The organism is Candidatus Omnitrophota bacterium (assembly GCA_028715965.1).
Taxonomy (GTDB): Bacteria; Omnitrophota; Gorgyraeia; order Tantalellales; family Tantalellaceae; genus JAQUQS01.
The window spans coordinates 1-14,355 of the sequence record JAQUQS010000003.1; the positions used below are offsets into that span (position 1 = coordinate 1).

Genomic DNA, 14,355 nt, shown 5'->3' on the forward strand with positions numbered 1-14,355 from the left:
AGTTCCTTATACTCTTCCACCCGGCTGTGGTAGAATTTAACCATGATGAGAAAGCCCAGATACATAGTACATGTGGACATGGACGCCTTTTTCGCGTCCGTCGAGCAACTTGACCATCCTGAACACATGGGCAAACCCGTGATAGTGGGCGCCGACCCGGCCGGTGGAAAAGGACGCGGCGTGGTGGCGGCTTGCTCATATGAAGCCCGTAAATTCGGCATACACTCCGCGATGCCGATATCCCATGCCTACAACAGGTGTCCGGCCGGGATATTCCTGCGGCCCCGCATGGAAAGATACGCGGAGATCTCCCACATGGTGTTCTGTATCTTTGAAAGGTTCACCCCGGACATCGAGCCGATAAGTGTCGACGAAGCCTTCCTCGACATATCCGGCAGCTTCCACCTTTTCGGTACCCCCGAAGATACCTGTCGCAAGATAAAAGAGACCGTGAAACAAGTGACCGGCCTTACCGCTTCCGTGGGCCTCGCCCCGAACATGATGACCGCCAAAATAGCGTCGGACCTGAAAAAACCGGATGGACTGGTAATAGTAACAAGCGAAGGGCTTACGGATTTCCTGGACCCCCTACCCGTCTCCAGGCTTTGGGGTGTCGGCGAAAGGACCCTGGAACATCTGCACAACATGGGCATAAGGACCATCGGCGCCCTCGCGCGTACAAGCGGTGACCTTCTCGAAGGGACTTTCGGCAAAAGCGGGAGGCATCTATGGCTCCTCGCAAGAGGCATAGACGAACGTCCTGTCGAAAGCGGATATTCCGCGAGGTCCGTCAGCAATGAATACACTTTCAACTCGGATTCACACGATGAGGACAAGATCAAGGATATTATCATGCAGCTCAGCGAAAAGGTCTCACATCGCATGCGCAAGGACGGCCTTAAAGGACGCACGATAACCCTGAAGATACGTTTCACTGGTTTCCATACATTCACCCGCGCGACAACGCTCGAGCGGGATACGAATTACGTGGACGATATATACAAAGGAGCGGCATCGAAACTCGTGGAATTCGACATAAAGGGCAAAGGAGTACGTCTTGTGGGCGTAAAAGTCTCCAATCTCGCGTCTTCCTCCGGGGACATATTGCTTTTCGACATGGATACGGCCACGACAAGGAAAAAAGAGCGCCTCCACGCGGCCATCGACCGTCTTATCGACAAATTCGGCGAAGGCTCCCTGCGTAGACGCGCTTGAACTTACATTCTCACACCAGCATATGCTCGCCTATCATGTCAGCTTTGGCCTTACCGACAAGATTCTCCGCTATCTTAAGCCCGAAGGCTATGGCCGTAGCCGGGCCGCGACTGGTAATAACGTTCCTGTCCTGCACGACATTTTCTTTTGTGAACTTCACAAGCGGTGAAAAGCTTTTTTCCATACCGGGATAACATGTGGCTTTTTTACCTTCCAGAACTCCTGTGGGCTCTAATACAAGCGCCGGAGCGGCGCATATCGCGCATATGAGCTTTCCGGCCTTGTCGAGCTTAACAATAAGGTCTTTGAGCCGTGTTGACCTCGCCAGGTTCTCAGCCCCGGGCATGCCTCCCGGCAGGACTATGGCGTCCGGCATATCATCGGCTTTTTCCAGGAGAGTATCGGCCTTCACCACCACTCCTCTCGCGCCTTTCACGGTTTCCGATCCAAGACCGGCTACAGTAACTTCTATTTCAGCGCGGCGAAGGACATCTATCGCGGTCACGGCTTCGACATCCTCGAACCCTTCCGCGAGCACCACCAGGGCTTTTCTGGGCATTGCATTCCTCCTTTATCTCTTTCCGACGAACCCTACCGACAGCTTAACCGCCTCCTCGATACCCTCGCTGAAACGTTTATGGTCGTTAACATCCTTCTCTTGCCAGAACGGTCTTTCCGGCGGAGCGTCGCTTACCACCAGGAGCCCTATGGCCTTCATCCCCGTGAACGCGGCCGCGGCATATACCGCTGATACTTCCATGTCGATACCGGCGAACCCGGACCCGGCCAAGCCCGTTAAAAGTTCCGGGGTTTCCGCCAATATGGACCCTATCGTATAGACCCGGCCCTTACCTATGTGCATAGCCTTACCGCAATTCTCCTTTATGTAACGTTCGGCAAGAGCCACATATTCCGCCGATCCCCTAACGATCGTGCCTTCGTCCACCGCCAGGGCTCCCGTATGATACCTGGTGAACCCTTCCCCGTCATACGCCTCATCACACAGCAGGATATCCCCAACATGCAGATCGCCAAGAGAACCGCAGAACCCCGCGAACACCAGTTCCCTTACCCCACACTCCCCGAGAAGGCGCACCGCGTCACCCGTCATGGCCGAACCTATACCCGTCCTTATCACAGCTATTGCTTTACCGTTCGTTCCGCGTGAAACAAAACCACTGAAGAACCTGCCGGTGAACTCTGAAGCCACTCCGCAATTGGCGGCAAATCTCCTCAGCGGGATCACCGGGCTTATGACGACCTTCTCCGGAAAAACATCCGTTCCCGTCCCGAAAAAGAACCTGAAAAGTTTTTCCTTATCCAACCGACACTTCCCCTCTTATATACAAGTAAAAACGCTCATCGCGCATGCCTGCATTCTTTACATTCATTACTAAGCCCGGGGTTATATGTCCCGCACCTACGGCATGTCCAGAACCCTTCCGGCGGGAATTTCACCCTATACCACCTGCGGTACAAAGGCATTACCACCTTAGCTATAAGGACATAACATCCGCCAGCTAACGCGATCAGGATATAGGGCATGAATTCCCTCGGGAATACGCGCTCCGGTGAAACAGCGTCTATATCTATGCCTTTATCCAGCATCCTCTCCCTTATATTATCGTACGCTTCGCGGTCATCTTCAATATCAAAAGTCGTTATCGCGTATATTATCTCCCCCGACAGTCCATACCGGCCGTTATGGAAATCCCTGAGCTTTTCCAGGTAACTTTTGTAGTATCTCGCGGCCGTATCATAGGAGCTATTAGCTTCATAAATAAGGGCAATAAGAAAATCCGTGGCAAAGAACTCCGGCCAGAATGAACGCGCGGCCATGAAGAACACAAGCGCCTCGGTATAGTCCCCTGCGGAGAACGCGTAAAGTCCATCCGTGAAATTGGCGGCGAAAGACTTGATACTGCGATTAAGCTGACCGTCGTTCGAGATATCATCGACAAAACGCTGGTTAAGAAAGAATCTCTGGTAAGAGAAATAACGGTCGACGCTGCCGGAAAAAGCCGCCACGGTAAGCGATACCAGGATCACGAACATTATGGCCGCCACCCGGACGCAATGTCCATGACCATATCTTGTTTTATACAGCGGGGGAATTTTTGGCATGTTGAGTTCCCGGGCACTATTGTACAGAAGGGGTGTCGGGGCCTTCCCCGCACCACACGTATTACCCGACCACAGGACCACTGAGCATATTTATGATAGCCCCGATCTCGAACGGCTTATATACTACATCCACGTTCGCTTCATTTATCTCTCTCCGCATTTCGTCATCGACCGAATATCCGGTCATGAGTATGACCCTGGTCTCGGGGGAAAGTGTCTTTATCTCCCTCATAGCCTTGATACCGTTCATGCCCGGCATGAGCACATCCAGTAGCAGATAATCATACCGGTCTTCCTTGACCAGGCTTATCGCCTGCTCCCCGGCATAACAACTGGTGGCGTCGACCTCTTTCGATTTAAGTATGTCACACAGGACATCCGCGAACACCCTGTTGTCATCCACCACCAAAAGCCTGTTGTTCTTTATTGTTGTCATCTTTTTCTCCATAGTTTTGGATATGGTCTACGCGCATAGCACACTTTCAATTAAACTAAATTTTACATCAAACCAGTTCATTTGTCGACCCGATTCTACCTGTCACCGTCACCTGCCGGCACTACTATGCTTTTGGCCTTACCAAGGGTTTCCGCGACACCAGAAAGCAGACCACCAGCCGTGGAGATGAAGTCCTGCGCGTTCTTTCCAACGCTCTTCGCGGTATCCTCAGCCATACTGACCGGGGATGCTAAGGCGTGTTTCCCCACCCGGACAACACTCTTGACCCCTTCCGCCGGCAGGTTGAGCATCCCGGCCATACCGGCCCTATGGAAAGCCCTGTTAGCCAATTTGCCGAACGCATCACCCGGGTCGTCCACGTTATAGAATATCTGGTCTATATTCAACTCGTATTTTTTGATCGACGGCGCATTAGCTCCGGAAAGATCGATATAGCGCAGCGTGTCCGCCTTGACCCTGAACTTCTTTATTATTATGCCACGGTCTTTCCCCTGCGGTTTCCCGACCCGGTCATTTTTATTGCCGTCCCCGACCACCCTGGGCAAGGCGCTAAGGTTCAATTTTCCATCACGGCCCCTTACAATATCAAATTCGGCTATATACAGGAATATCTCGTCAAACCTCATCCGGCCATCCGATATGGGCAGGCCTCCCATATCCACGTATACTTCCGGCACACGTGCAAGGACATCATGCCCGAACCCCAAAGGCTGGTAAAATACGATATCCTTTATCCCCAAGGATAGCTTCGTAAGGGAAAGTTCCGCGGCGCCGGCATGAACCTCCACGTTGAGGGCCCTGGAGCATAACCCCTCAAAAACGGACAAGACCAGCGCGTCCTTCCGCCAGTAAAGCGCGCTTGCCGCTATCACGAGGACCATCGTTGTGATTAATATCTTTTTCGTTCTTCCATGCGGCATACGATCTCGTATCCCTTAATTTTTCGCCAGCAGACACCCGGCTAAAGCCAGGTCCACCGGTCCGGTTATTTTCAGGTTCCGTTCGTCCCCCCGGGCTATCCTGACCTTCGCGCCCATGGCCAGGACCAGACAGGAATCATCCGTAGCATCCTTGATCCCGCCCTTTTCGGCGGACATATGCGCTTCCTGTATGAGGTCCCTCCTGAACCCCTGCGGGGTTTGTACGGACATCATTCGCCCACGGTCCGGCACGTTACCGATATAGTCCCCGGAACTTTCGACCATAGTATCCTTTACGGCCACCGCCGGGATACAAGCCCCGTCCGATATCGCGCCACAGACGATATCATCTATAAGCCCCGGTCCGGCCAACGGCCTTACCGCGTCATGTATAAGTATGATATCAGTATCCTCCGGGCAATTCCTGACACCTATGCGCGATGATGCCTGACGGGTAGCCCCTCCCGGGACAATGTCACGTAACTTCGATACACCATACCGTTCGGCTTCTTCCGCGACACGGGTCACTATACCCGGGTTCGAGACCACTATGATATCCGATATTTTAGCGCTGTGCTCGAAATTAAGGAGCGTATGTATGATGACCGGTTTCCCGGCCAGGTCAAGAAGCTGTTTGGGCGTTCCCGACCCCATCCGCTCGCCCGTACCGCCCGCGAGTATAAGAGCGACTATCCTCCCCATGCCGGTCCCTTCCGTTTATCCGATAAATTTACCGTTGACCATAAGGCGGACACCATCGACCGTTATATCCGGTGTCCTTATCACCCCGTCAAGGTGCAGGGGAACATCATTGCTGCCACCGAACGACATATCGTTCCCCAGAGCGATATGCACCGTTCCTATGACTTTTTCATCCTCAAGCACCTGCCCGATCAAGGTCGCCTTTGGATTAAGCCCTATTCCCAGCTCTGCCACTTTATACGCCTTCTTCCCGACACGATCCAGCCGGTCACGTACCTCGTCGGCATATTTCCCGGAAATATCAGTAACATATCCGTCGGAAACAACGAACTTAATAGGTTCATCCAATATCCCTATTTCCGGCCACGTGGCGTCCACGATAAAAACACCATCACACTCTTCCGGGGCGAAAGCGACCTCTCCTTCCGGCAGGTTACCATAAGCTCCCGGCACGTCAAAGGACCCGCCACCGGCCCCGAAAAAACCGCTCCTACCGACCGTGAAACGCATGTCGGTGCCACGCTGTGTCGTAACCCTTATTTCCCCTGACGCCTTTAATATCCCGTATATCCTGCCGGATTCTTTCTTCAGCTCTTCATAATCTATATCAAGGCACCTGTTGGCGATATCCTCGGTTATCCCCGGCATGGTAGCGATACGGGCCCCACGCCTCGTAGCCTCTCTCCTGGCGCGCGTATGTGTAAGTGATTTTTCGGTCACCAATATCTCGACGTCGAATTCAAGCATTTCATCGGCAACGTCCCGGGGAGGTTCCGTGGCATGTTCCAGGGTAGGCTCGATCACCATCATACTGCTCCTGGCGGCCCTCTTCTTGGCGTACTCATGAAAAGCTTTCCCGATCGGCTCTTTTATCGTATCAGTTACGATAAGGCAGGATTCGTTATTCTTCAGTTTAAGCGAACCTTCAAATACCGCTTTTACAGCTTCATCCCTGATCATCAAATATCACCCTTTCCCTATTTCAAAAGCCATATACCGGATATCACAAGAAGAACCCCCACCGCTTTTGGTCCCGTAAGCGCCTCCCCCAGGAACAGTATCCCCAATATGAAGGACACCATAGGATAGCTGCCCGCGATAATAACTATCCGGGACACGTCCCCCTGCTTGAGAGCGTGGTAAAAAACTATCTGCGCGGCGAAACTCGCGAGAAAACCGCTCACCATAAGTATGAATATGGTCTTCGGCTCCACGGCCCTGAGTTGTGCAGGCCTTATCATCGTAGCGCCCAGGAATAGAAGCCCGACCATCACGCCGAGACAACGGAAGAAAAGCGCCGTGAACGGCTCCGCTTTGGTAAGCCCTATTTTCTCGAGTACCGGCACCACTCCCCATATGCAAGCGGCCAACACGGCGAACTGATACGCGTTCACTTTTCCTCCTTCCCCCCCAGAGATCATCCCCTCACGACCTCATCTGTCATATCATACCGGCACGTTCCGCCGAGAACCCGAGATACGCCCTGTAAAAAAGCGACAACGCCAGAGGGGTCCTGCGGTGACTGTACAAAAGATCTATCAGCATATGGCCGGTCATTCCCGCGGCCACCGGTATCATCAGATGGAAATGCGCCCCAAACACCCACAGGGCGATAAGCAGTTCATACGAGTGGAACACCAGGTAACACTTGCCCGATCCCAGGTACGCGTGGGAAAAGAACTTGCCCGGGCTGAACGTACCGCCGTAATACACGAAATAATCCAACAGATGGTCCAGGTCTATCAGCACACCGCCGGCAAAGCACAGAACTATCCACGACACGCGACCAGTGACCTTGTAAAGGTAAAAGGACACAAGTGCCGTGACCAGGACATGCGTAAGGATATCTATGGTGACAAAAATATATTTCTTCATATGCCAAATGTGCCGCGTCATGTATTTCCGCATATTTTACCATTTAAAACATATGGGTACAACCTCGTAATAGAAATAAGAATATTATGGTTTTCTGACGCGACCTTGCATATGTACCGTACGCAATATATAATTGTGTTATCAATACTGGCAGTTCATGATCTTAACTTGTTCCCGGACTTTATTATGTATTTCAAGAGAAAGACATCCGTGTTGCTCTGCCTGGGGGTATTCCTCGTTTGCCTCTATTCCTTTGGCGAGTCCCCTCCCGGCGTTTCGGAGGAAAATCCCGTCAAGCGTCGCCTGATATTCGGGGGCGACAGCTCCCTTGCGCCCTACTCTTTCCTGCAGAACGACAAACCCTCGGGGTACAACGTCGATCTTATGCGCATGATAGGCGCTAAGACGGGGCGCCACGTACAGATAAGGCTCATGGCATGGGACAAATGCCTGGAAAGCCTGAGGACCGGGACCATAGACGGGCTGATCGGCGCGCCTATTTCCGAGAACAACCTTGAGCATATGGATTTTACGGAACCTGTATCCGAATTCGATTACGTGATATTCGTTGACGCTGACAACCGTTATGTGCATTCCATAGATTCGTTGGAGGGAACGGTGGTCGCGGTCCCGGGAGGATCACAGGCCTGCAGGATACTCGAACGCAACCGCAACATCAAGCTCATCAAAACGTCTAACGCCCTTGAGGCCGTGATAAAGCTCAAGAACAATGAGGTCACGGCCGTGGTCGCCAACAAGAACGTCACGCTGTACTATATACAACAGGAAAACCTTCGCGGGATAAAGATAGTCGGCCAACGGGTCGGGAACCTTTACGGTTACGCCATAGCCGTAAAAAAAGGCAACACTCCCCTCCTTGAGGTCATCAACAAGGGACTTGATGAACTGTACAACGAAGGGGCGGTCGGGGAAATATGGAGGAAATGGTTCGGGTTGACGCTTACCGCGCCGTTCCCGCTTAAAATAGTATCCATGGTGATCGGTGGAGTGACCGGCGTGATACTTATCGTCCTGGCCGCGGCATGGATGATATCCATGGACGCCACCATAAAGGCCAAGACCCGCCAGATCCAGATGATGAGCGAAAAAATGGTGGAAAAAGACAAGTTGGCGGTACTTGGGAAACTGGCCGGCCAGATAGCACATGAGCTTAGAACGCCCCTGAGCATTATCCACAATTCCATATACCTTCTCCGGAAGCAGGACAAGAACGACGAAGAGCTTTTCGAGAAACGGTTCCGGGTCCTTGAGGAAAAGATCAAACTATGCAGCAACATCCTGGAAAGCATATTGAGCTACTCACGGGTCAAAGCCGATATCGCCAGCGTCATATCCATGGACGACTGCATGAAAGAGGTCCTGAGCGATATAGAACAACCCGAGGGCATTGATCTTTCGGTATCCAGGGAAGGCTCCACCGGCCAACTGGACGTGTTCATGGATTTTCACCAGCTCTACAGCGTACTCAAGAATCTTCTGCTTAACTCGATACAAGCTATGGGCCAGACCGGGAAACTCGAGATCAGGATGTTCCCTTCCGATGACGGTACAATGGTCAACGTCTCCATCAAGGATACCGGTGGCGGCATCGCCGAAAGCGCCCGGAATAAGATATTCAACCTTTTTTATAGTTCGAAGATAACGGGTACAGGACTTGGTCTGCCTATATCCAAATCAATAGTGGAAGCGCACGGTGGGAAACTCCTCCTTTCCGAGACCAATGATCTCGGCTCGACCTTTCTCGTACAGCTGCCGTCCGCGGAAATAAAACCGAAAAAGGAACCCTCATGAAAGAACAGGCACAGGTAAAGATACTTCTTGTAGATGACGACCAGGACATGTGTTCTTCCCTTTCCGACGTCCTTTCGTTCGAGACCGGATATAAGGTCCTTTACTCGACCGTCCCTATGGAAGCGCTGGAAATACTTAAAAAGGAAGAGTTCTCCCTTGTCATAATTGACTATAAAATGCCTGAAATGAACGGTTTAGAGCTGTTAAATAAAATAAAGTCAATTCGGCCGGGACAAAAAGTGTTCATGCTTACGGCTTTTATTTCCACGGAACTGATCGAACAGGCTAAAAAAGCGGGCGCGGACGAGGTGCTGTCAAAATTCATATGGCCCGATGAGATACTTAAACTCGTCTCAAAGACCATTTCCTGAAGTCCCCCTTCCTCTTTTTATCATTGAAAAAGACCGGTAATTATGTTATTTTGTTGTGATATTTACCCGCCCTTTTCCATGGGCTTATACCTGTATATATCGGATATTCACCAAAAAAACCAAAAAAGGAGCGATCTATGTACGAATTGATAATACCCATCACAGGATTGGTCGGGCTGGCTTTCGCCCTGGTCACATTCCTGGCCCAGCTGAAAAAGCCGGAAGGCAGCGAGAAAATGCGCGAAATAGCCCATGATGTGCACCACGGGGCTATGGTGTTCCTGAAGCGCGAATACCAGATCATACTGATATTCATGGTCATCATGTTCGTGGTCATCAGCCTGTTCCTCTCCCTGCCGACCGGTATAGCTTACGTGACCGGAGCGTTCTGTTCCATGCTGGCCGGGTTCATCGGCATGCAGGCTGCTACCAGATCGAGCGCCAGGACTTGTGAGGCGGCGCGCGCGCACGGAGCCCCAGAGGCCCTGGAAACCGCGTTCAGGGGTGGATCGGTAATGGGTATAACCGTGGCCGCGCTGGGTGTGGTCGGCGTAGGCGCTTGGTACATGGTCACAAAGGACACATCCATAATAACCGGCTTTGCCCTGGGGGCCAGTTCAATAGCCCTTTTCGCGCGCGTAGGTGGCGGTATATTCACTAAAGCGGCGGACATGGGTTCCGACCTTGTCGGCAAGATAGAAGCCGGTATACCTGAGGATGACCCGAGGAACCCCGGGGTCATAGCGGACAATGTCGGGGATAATGTCGGGGACACCGCGGGTATGGGCGCGGACCTTTTCGAATCCTACGTGGGTTCCGTGATAGCCACCATGGCGATAGGCGTCTCCATGGCGTCACCGCTCAAGGCTATGTCATTCCCGCTCATATTGATAACAATAGGCCTTGTAGCATCGATGGCAGGCGTACTTTCAATGGCATTCCTCAAGAAGATGAACCCCCAGACGGCCCTCAGGAACTCGACGCTTATATCGGCCGTACTTTTCCTGATCGGGGCGTTCTTTACCACGTCGAACATGTTCGGCACAATAGATTATTTCTGGGCCATCCTGGCGGGTATATTCGCCGGGAGCCTTATCGGGATCGAAAGCGAGTACTTCACTTCAGGTAAGCCCATAAAAGAGATCGCGCAGAGCTGCCAGTCAGGACCGGCTACGGCTATAGTATCCGGCCTGGCCGTAGGGTTCGAGAGCACTATACTTCCTATACTAACGATATGCGCTGCCACTCTTATTTCTTACCACTTCGGGCAGCTTTACGGTATAGGGCTCGCTGCCGTAGGCATGCTATGTACGATCGGTATCGTAATGTCGACTGATTCTTACGGCCCTATAGCCGATAACGCCGGCGGCATAGCCGAAATGTCAGGTCTCGACAAAAGCGTGCGCAAGATAACGGACAAACTGGATTCCCTCGGGAACACGACCGCGGCCATAGGGAAAGGGTTCGCGATAGGTTCCGCCGCTCTTACAGCGCTCGCGCTGTTCGCGGCTTTCCAGAAAGTCACCGGGGTAGAAGCCATAGACCTGATAAAGCCACTTTCCGTAGTTGGTCTTTTCATAGGCGCCCTTCTTCCCTTCGCGATAGCTTCTATGACACTGAAATCTGTAGGCAACGCGGCCGACAAACTGGTGCAGGAGATACGTCGCCAGTTCCGGGAAATTAAAGGCCTTATGGAGGGCACGGCTAAACCCGACACCCAGGTATGTATAGACATAGCCACCAAGGGCGCTCTCCACGAAATGGTACTGCCCGGACTTACGGCCGTTATCACTCCTCTCTTGGTCGGCGTTCTTCTTGGCGTTGAAGCACTCGGTGGTTTCCTTGCCGGCGCGACCACGAGCGGCGTACTTCTCGGCATAATGATGTCCAACGGAGGCGGTGCCTGGGATAACGCTAAAAAGTGGATAGAAGAAGGCAACCTCGGCGGCAAAGGCACGGAAGCCCATGCCGCGGCCGTTGTCGGTGATACCGTCGGTGACCCGTTCAAGGACACGACGGGCCCGGCCATGAACATCCTTATAAAGCTCATGAGCATAGTCTCTCTTGTGTTCGGCAGCCTTTTCGCGCCGCTCCACAAGTGGTTTATGGGGTTATTCTGATATTTGTGCTATAATATAAGGAGTATGGCGGACGAAAGACGGTGTCCGCTATACTCCTTTTTTATTGAAAGAGGTTGGCCATGGACCTGGACAAAGCGATAAGAAAGATACCTGACTTCCCTAAACCGGGCGTACTCTTCTATGACGTGACCAGCATATTCACCGAACCCGAAGCCTTCAAGTTCGTAATGAACAAAATGGACGAACTTTACGCGAATGATAAAATAGACGGCATTATAGCCATTGAGAGCCGCGGGTTCATCGTAGGCGCCCCTTTCGCCCTCAAGCATTCTCTGCCCCTCATACTCGCGAGAAAAAAGGGTAAATTACCGGGTAGAACGATAGCGCAGAGCTACTCCCTTGAATATGGCGAGGCTACGCTTGAGGCCCATGAGACGGACCTTGTCCCCGGCAAGAGATGGCTCATAGTGGATGACCTCATCGCCACCGGCGGCACGCTCGAAGCCGTGGCGAAAATAGTCGAAAGAAGCGGTTCCCAGGTGGCTGGCATATTTTCCATCATAGGCCTGCCCTTCCTGAACTACACCAGTAAGATACAAAAATACAGCCCCAAGACATTGATAAATTACAACAAGGAATAATGGCTTTCATACAAAGAAAAAGGTCGCTCCGTGTTATCGGAGCGGCCTTTTTCTTTAAAATGACCCGTTTTAATTCAACGCTTTTTAACGGGATATTTCCCACATGAGAACTTCTCCCCTTCCGGGCACAATTTGTTCTCTTCACATTTAGCACCCAAGCCATCGAATACTTCCGGTAGCTCCCGTCTGCATATATCCAGCATACCGGCGGCAAGCGCCCTTATCTCCCATTGCGCGCGGGCACAACACCTGTGTGAGAAAAAATGCTTGAGTTCCCGGCAGTTCATCGTTACCACTATTTTTGTCTCAGCGGCCTGCGGTAACACGAACCGGGCGTCCTGGTTGGCCTTTTCGCCTTCCGACCCTTTTTCCTTGAGCATAGCCAGGATATCGTCGTATCCGTCCTGTATATACTCCATCATGGAAACGAACCTTGAAAGGATCCTTTCGTCCTTCTTGAACACCGGAGGTATTATATAATCGAAATCCTTTTCCCTGACATACCTCTGGCTTTGCTGCGAATATGAAGCCACCCTGTGCCTCACAAGCTGGTGTGTAAGCGCCCTGGAAACCCCTTCTATGGCGAAAGTGAACTTGACGTGTTCCATGGGACTTTCGTGCCCGCTGGCTATCACGTTCTTAACAAATTCACGTATCTTAACAGGGTCTTCCTCCCTCGCTGCCTTATCAAAGATATCACCCGCGAAAGAATGCGAATAGCACTGCCTGCACGCGGCGTATATAAGGCCAAGAGCGTCCTGGGTCCTTTCAAGCAATTGAACTTTCAGTCTGGTCTCTGCCATATCTGCCTTTCTTTGTTCTTATTCCCCTGTCCTGGTGTGTTTATTATTATACATGTTGCCCGGGTTAAATCAACGTTTTAACCCGGATTTTGCCGACTGGGGATATAGCTCAAAAACTCGATTGCTTTTGAAGGGGTGAATACGTATACTAATAAACATGAAACGTTTTTTGCCCTTTATCCTCTCCGTAGCCGCGATCGTATGCTGCGTAACGGCCGGTGACACGCAAAACGCGGGAACGGACACACGCTTGGGCGTATGGGTCACGATATTCTCTCCGCAAAAGGTCCATTATTCCAGGGAAGGCGCGGACCGCCTCATTGATGACTGCGTTAAATGCGGTATCAACGATATCTATCTTCAGGTCTACAGGGCAGATAAGGCATACTACGACTCTTCCCTGACCGACAGGTCCGAATATGAAAAGATGCTCTCCTCCTCAGGCACTGACATGATACGTTACATCATAGAAAAAGCGTCCGAAAAAAGGATAAGCGTACACGCCTGGATAAACCTCCTGAGCCTGGCCCAGAACCAGAACGCCAATATAATCAGGAAATTCGGCGAGGATGTCCTGACGAGGGATCAGCATGGAAGGCTCTCAATGCCTTTGGGCAAAAAAGACGATCTGGACAAGTATTACACCCGTGAAGACCAGCTTTTCCTGGAACCCGGGGACTACCGTGTCAGGCAATACCTGTCGGATATCGCGTGCGAGATAGTCGACAAATACCCCGGCCTTAGCGGACTGCACCTTGATTATATACGATATCCTTTTACGGTGCCGTTCATTCCCGGAAGCAGGTTCTCTTCCCATGGCATAAGTTACGGTTACGCCCGCATGGACCTTGAGAGTTTCACCAAAAGTACCGGGCTGGACGCCATGAAAATGGAAAGATCACGTGATAATTTCACTCTCTGGGACGATTGGCGACGCGAACGAGTGACCACGCTCGTGAAGTACATTTCAGGGGCCGCGAGAAAAATATCTCCCTCCCTCATAATATCCTGCACTATAGTCCCATCACTAGAAAGGACCTATTACGCCACTTTCCAGGATTGGACCGAATGGCTCGATAAAGGATACGTCGACCGGGTAGTTACCATGAACTATACCGATGATGCTAAACTGGCCCGTCTCCGTTCCAGGTCGATCGCGGGATCATACGACAGGAAGAAACTGATGATAGGGCTTGGGGCTTATATGCTCAGGGAAAAACCCGGGATACTGGAGCGTGAGATACTTGACTCTAAAGACCTGGCTACAGGTGGCATCGTGTTCTTTTCTTATGATGAGATAGCCCAGGACACTTCACTCAGGGATTTTATCGCGGCGACCTTTGGTCAAAAATGA

General features: G+C 51.7%; 16 protein-coding genes. 6 read left to right on the forward strand and 10 right to left on the reverse strand.

The window, feature by feature from the left end; all coding sequences use genetic code 11:
- Window positions 1-42: 42 nt before the first annotated feature.
- Window positions 43-1,215: a DNA polymerase IV gene (dinB, locus tag PHH49_02235; protein ID MDD5487765.1), complete on the forward strand. Its 1,173-nt coding sequence runs from the start codon at window positions 43-45 to the stop codon at window positions 1,213-1,215.
- Between the two features lie 10 nt (window positions 1,216-1,225).
- Here the strand turns inward: dinB and PHH49_02240 are convergent, their stop codons facing one another.
- From PHH49_02240 to PHH49_02280, 9 genes are all read right to left on the reverse strand, one after another.
- Window positions 1,226-1,774, reverse strand: coding sequence for a DJ-1/PfpI family protein (locus tag PHH49_02240; protein MDD5487766.1), 549 nt, complete (start codon window positions 1,772-1,774; stop codon window positions 1,226-1,228).
- A gap of 12 nt (window positions 1,775-1,786) precedes the next feature.
- On the reverse strand, window positions 1,787-2,539 hold the full coding sequence (locus PHH49_02245) for a hypothetical protein (GenBank protein MDD5487767.1): 753 nt from the start codon (window positions 2,537-2,539) through the stop codon (window positions 1,787-1,789).
- Between the two features lie 35 nt (window positions 2,540-2,574).
- On the reverse strand, window positions 2,575-3,282 hold the full coding sequence (locus tag PHH49_02250) for a hypothetical protein (GenBank protein ID MDD5487768.1): 708 nt from the start codon (window positions 3,280-3,282) through the stop codon (window positions 2,575-2,577).
- Between the two features lie 118 nt (window positions 3,283-3,400).
- Window positions 3,401-3,787 carry a response regulator gene (locus tag PHH49_02255; protein MDD5487769.1) on the reverse strand — a complete coding sequence of 129 codons (387 nt, stop codon included), beginning with the start codon at window positions 3,785-3,787 and terminating at the stop codon, window positions 3,401-3,403.
- Between the two features lie 83 nt (window positions 3,788-3,870).
- Window positions 3,871-4,716, reverse strand: coding sequence for a hypothetical protein (locus PHH49_02260; protein MDD5487770.1), 846 nt, complete (start codon window positions 4,714-4,716; stop codon window positions 3,871-3,873).
- Between the two features lie 15 nt (window positions 4,717-4,731).
- The gene (ispD, locus tag PHH49_02265) at window positions 4,732-5,418 is read right to left on the reverse strand and encodes a 2-C-methyl-D-erythritol 4-phosphate cytidylyltransferase (protein MDD5487771.1); all 687 of its coding nucleotides are present in this window, start codon (window positions 5,416-5,418) and stop codon (window positions 4,732-4,734) included.
- Window positions 5,419-5,433: 15 nt separating this feature from the next.
- Window positions 5,434-6,378, reverse strand: a complete 945-nt coding sequence (locus PHH49_02270) for an aminopeptidase (GenBank protein MDD5487772.1) — start codon at window positions 6,376-6,378, stop codon at window positions 5,434-5,436.
- 17 nt (window positions 6,379-6,395) lie between these two features.
- Window positions 6,396-6,839 carry an EamA family transporter gene (locus PHH49_02275; protein MDD5487773.1) on the reverse strand — a complete coding sequence of 148 codons (444 nt, stop codon included), beginning with the start codon at window positions 6,837-6,839 and terminating at the stop codon, window positions 6,396-6,398.
- A gap of 19 nt (window positions 6,840-6,858) precedes the next feature.
- Complete coding sequence (locus PHH49_02280) at window positions 6,859-7,293, reverse strand: hypothetical protein (protein MDD5487774.1); 435 nt, start codon at window positions 7,291-7,293, stop codon at window positions 6,859-6,861.
- Between the two features lie 186 nt (window positions 7,294-7,479).
- Here PHH49_02280 and PHH49_02285 point away from each other — a divergent pair, with 186 nt between their 5' ends.
- The 4 genes from PHH49_02285 to PHH49_02300 all read left to right on the forward strand — a co-directional run bounded on the left by PHH49_02285 (window position 7,480) and on the right by PHH49_02300 (window position 12,198).
- A complete protein-coding gene (locus tag PHH49_02285; GenBank protein ID MDD5487775.1) occupies window positions 7,480-9,105 on the forward strand; it encodes a transporter substrate-binding domain-containing protein in 1,626 nt (541 codons plus the stop codon).
- The gene (locus PHH49_02290; GenBank protein MDD5487776.1) at window positions 9,102-9,476 is read left to right on the forward strand and encodes a response regulator; all 375 of its coding nucleotides are present in this window, start codon (window positions 9,102-9,104) and stop codon (window positions 9,474-9,476) included. Before PHH49_02285 ends, PHH49_02290 begins: the two co-directional genes overlap by 4 nt.
- Window positions 9,477-9,613: 137 nt before the next feature.
- Entirely contained in the window at window positions 9,614-11,596 is a 1,983-nt protein-coding gene (locus PHH49_02295; protein ID MDD5487777.1) for a sodium-translocating pyrophosphatase, read from the forward strand.
- 80 nt (window positions 11,597-11,676) lie between these two features.
- The gene (locus PHH49_02300) at window positions 11,677-12,198 is read left to right on the forward strand and encodes an adenine phosphoribosyltransferase (protein ID MDD5487778.1); all 522 of its coding nucleotides are present in this window, start codon (window positions 11,677-11,679) and stop codon (window positions 12,196-12,198) included.
- 74 nt (window positions 12,199-12,272) lie between these two features.
- Here PHH49_02300 and thyX read toward each other — a convergent pair whose 3' ends face one another.
- Window positions 12,273-13,001 (reverse strand): FAD-dependent thymidylate synthase, encoded by a 729-nt coding sequence (thyX, locus tag PHH49_02305; GenBank protein MDD5487779.1) that lies wholly within the window; start codon window positions 12,999-13,001, stop codon window positions 12,273-12,275.
- Window positions 13,002-13,158: 157 nt separating this feature from the next.
- On the opposite strand from thyX, the gene PHH49_02310 reads away from it, so the two are divergent.
- Complete coding sequence (locus PHH49_02310) at window positions 13,159-14,355, forward strand: family 10 glycosylhydrolase (GenBank protein ID MDD5487780.1); 1,197 nt, start codon at window positions 13,159-13,161, stop codon at window positions 14,353-14,355.

Coding starts and splice junctions, on each gene's coding strand:
- dinB (MDD5487765.1), top strand. CDS start 43: ATGATGAGAAAGCCCAGATACATAGTACATGTGGACATGGACGCCTTT.
- PHH49_02240 (MDD5487766.1), bottom strand. CDS start 1,774: ATGCCCAGAAAAGCCCTGGTGGTGCTCGCGGAAGGGTTCGAGGATGTC.
- PHH49_02255 (MDD5487769.1), bottom strand. CDS start 3,787: ATGGAGAAAAAGATGACAACAATAAAGAACAACAGGCTTTTGGTGGTG.
- PHH49_02260 (MDD5487770.1), bottom strand. CDS start 4,716: ATGCCGCATGGAAGAACGAAAAAGATATTAATCACAACGATGGTCCTC.
- ispD (MDD5487771.1), bottom strand. CDS start 5,418: ATGGGGAGGATAGTCGCTCTTATACTCGCGGGCGGTACGGGCGAGCGG.
- PHH49_02270 (MDD5487772.1), bottom strand. CDS start 6,378: ATGATCAGGGATGAAGCTGTAAAAGCGGTATTTGAAGGTTCGCTTAAA.
- PHH49_02275 (MDD5487773.1), bottom strand. CDS start 6,839: ATGATCTCTGGGGGGGAAGGAGGAAAAGTGAACGCGTATCAGTTCGCC.
- PHH49_02280 (MDD5487774.1), bottom strand. CDS start 7,293: ATGAAGAAATATATTTTTGTCACCATAGATATCCTTACGCATGTCCTG.
- PHH49_02285 (MDD5487775.1), top strand. CDS start 7,480: ATGTATTTCAAGAGAAAGACATCCGTGTTGCTCTGCCTGGGGGTATTC.
- PHH49_02290 (MDD5487776.1), top strand. CDS start 9,102: ATGAAAGAACAGGCACAGGTAAAGATACTTCTTGTAGATGACGACCAG.
- PHH49_02295 (MDD5487777.1), top strand. CDS start 9,614: ATGTACGAATTGATAATACCCATCACAGGATTGGTCGGGCTGGCTTTC.
- PHH49_02300 (MDD5487778.1), top strand. CDS start 11,677: ATGGACCTGGACAAAGCGATAAGAAAGATACCTGACTTCCCTAAACCG.
- thyX (MDD5487779.1), bottom strand. CDS start 13,001: ATGGCAGAGACCAGACTGAAAGTTCAATTGCTTGAAAGGACCCAGGAC.
- PHH49_02310 (MDD5487780.1), top strand. CDS start 13,159: ATGAAACGTTTTTTGCCCTTTATCCTCTCCGTAGCCGCGATCGTATGC.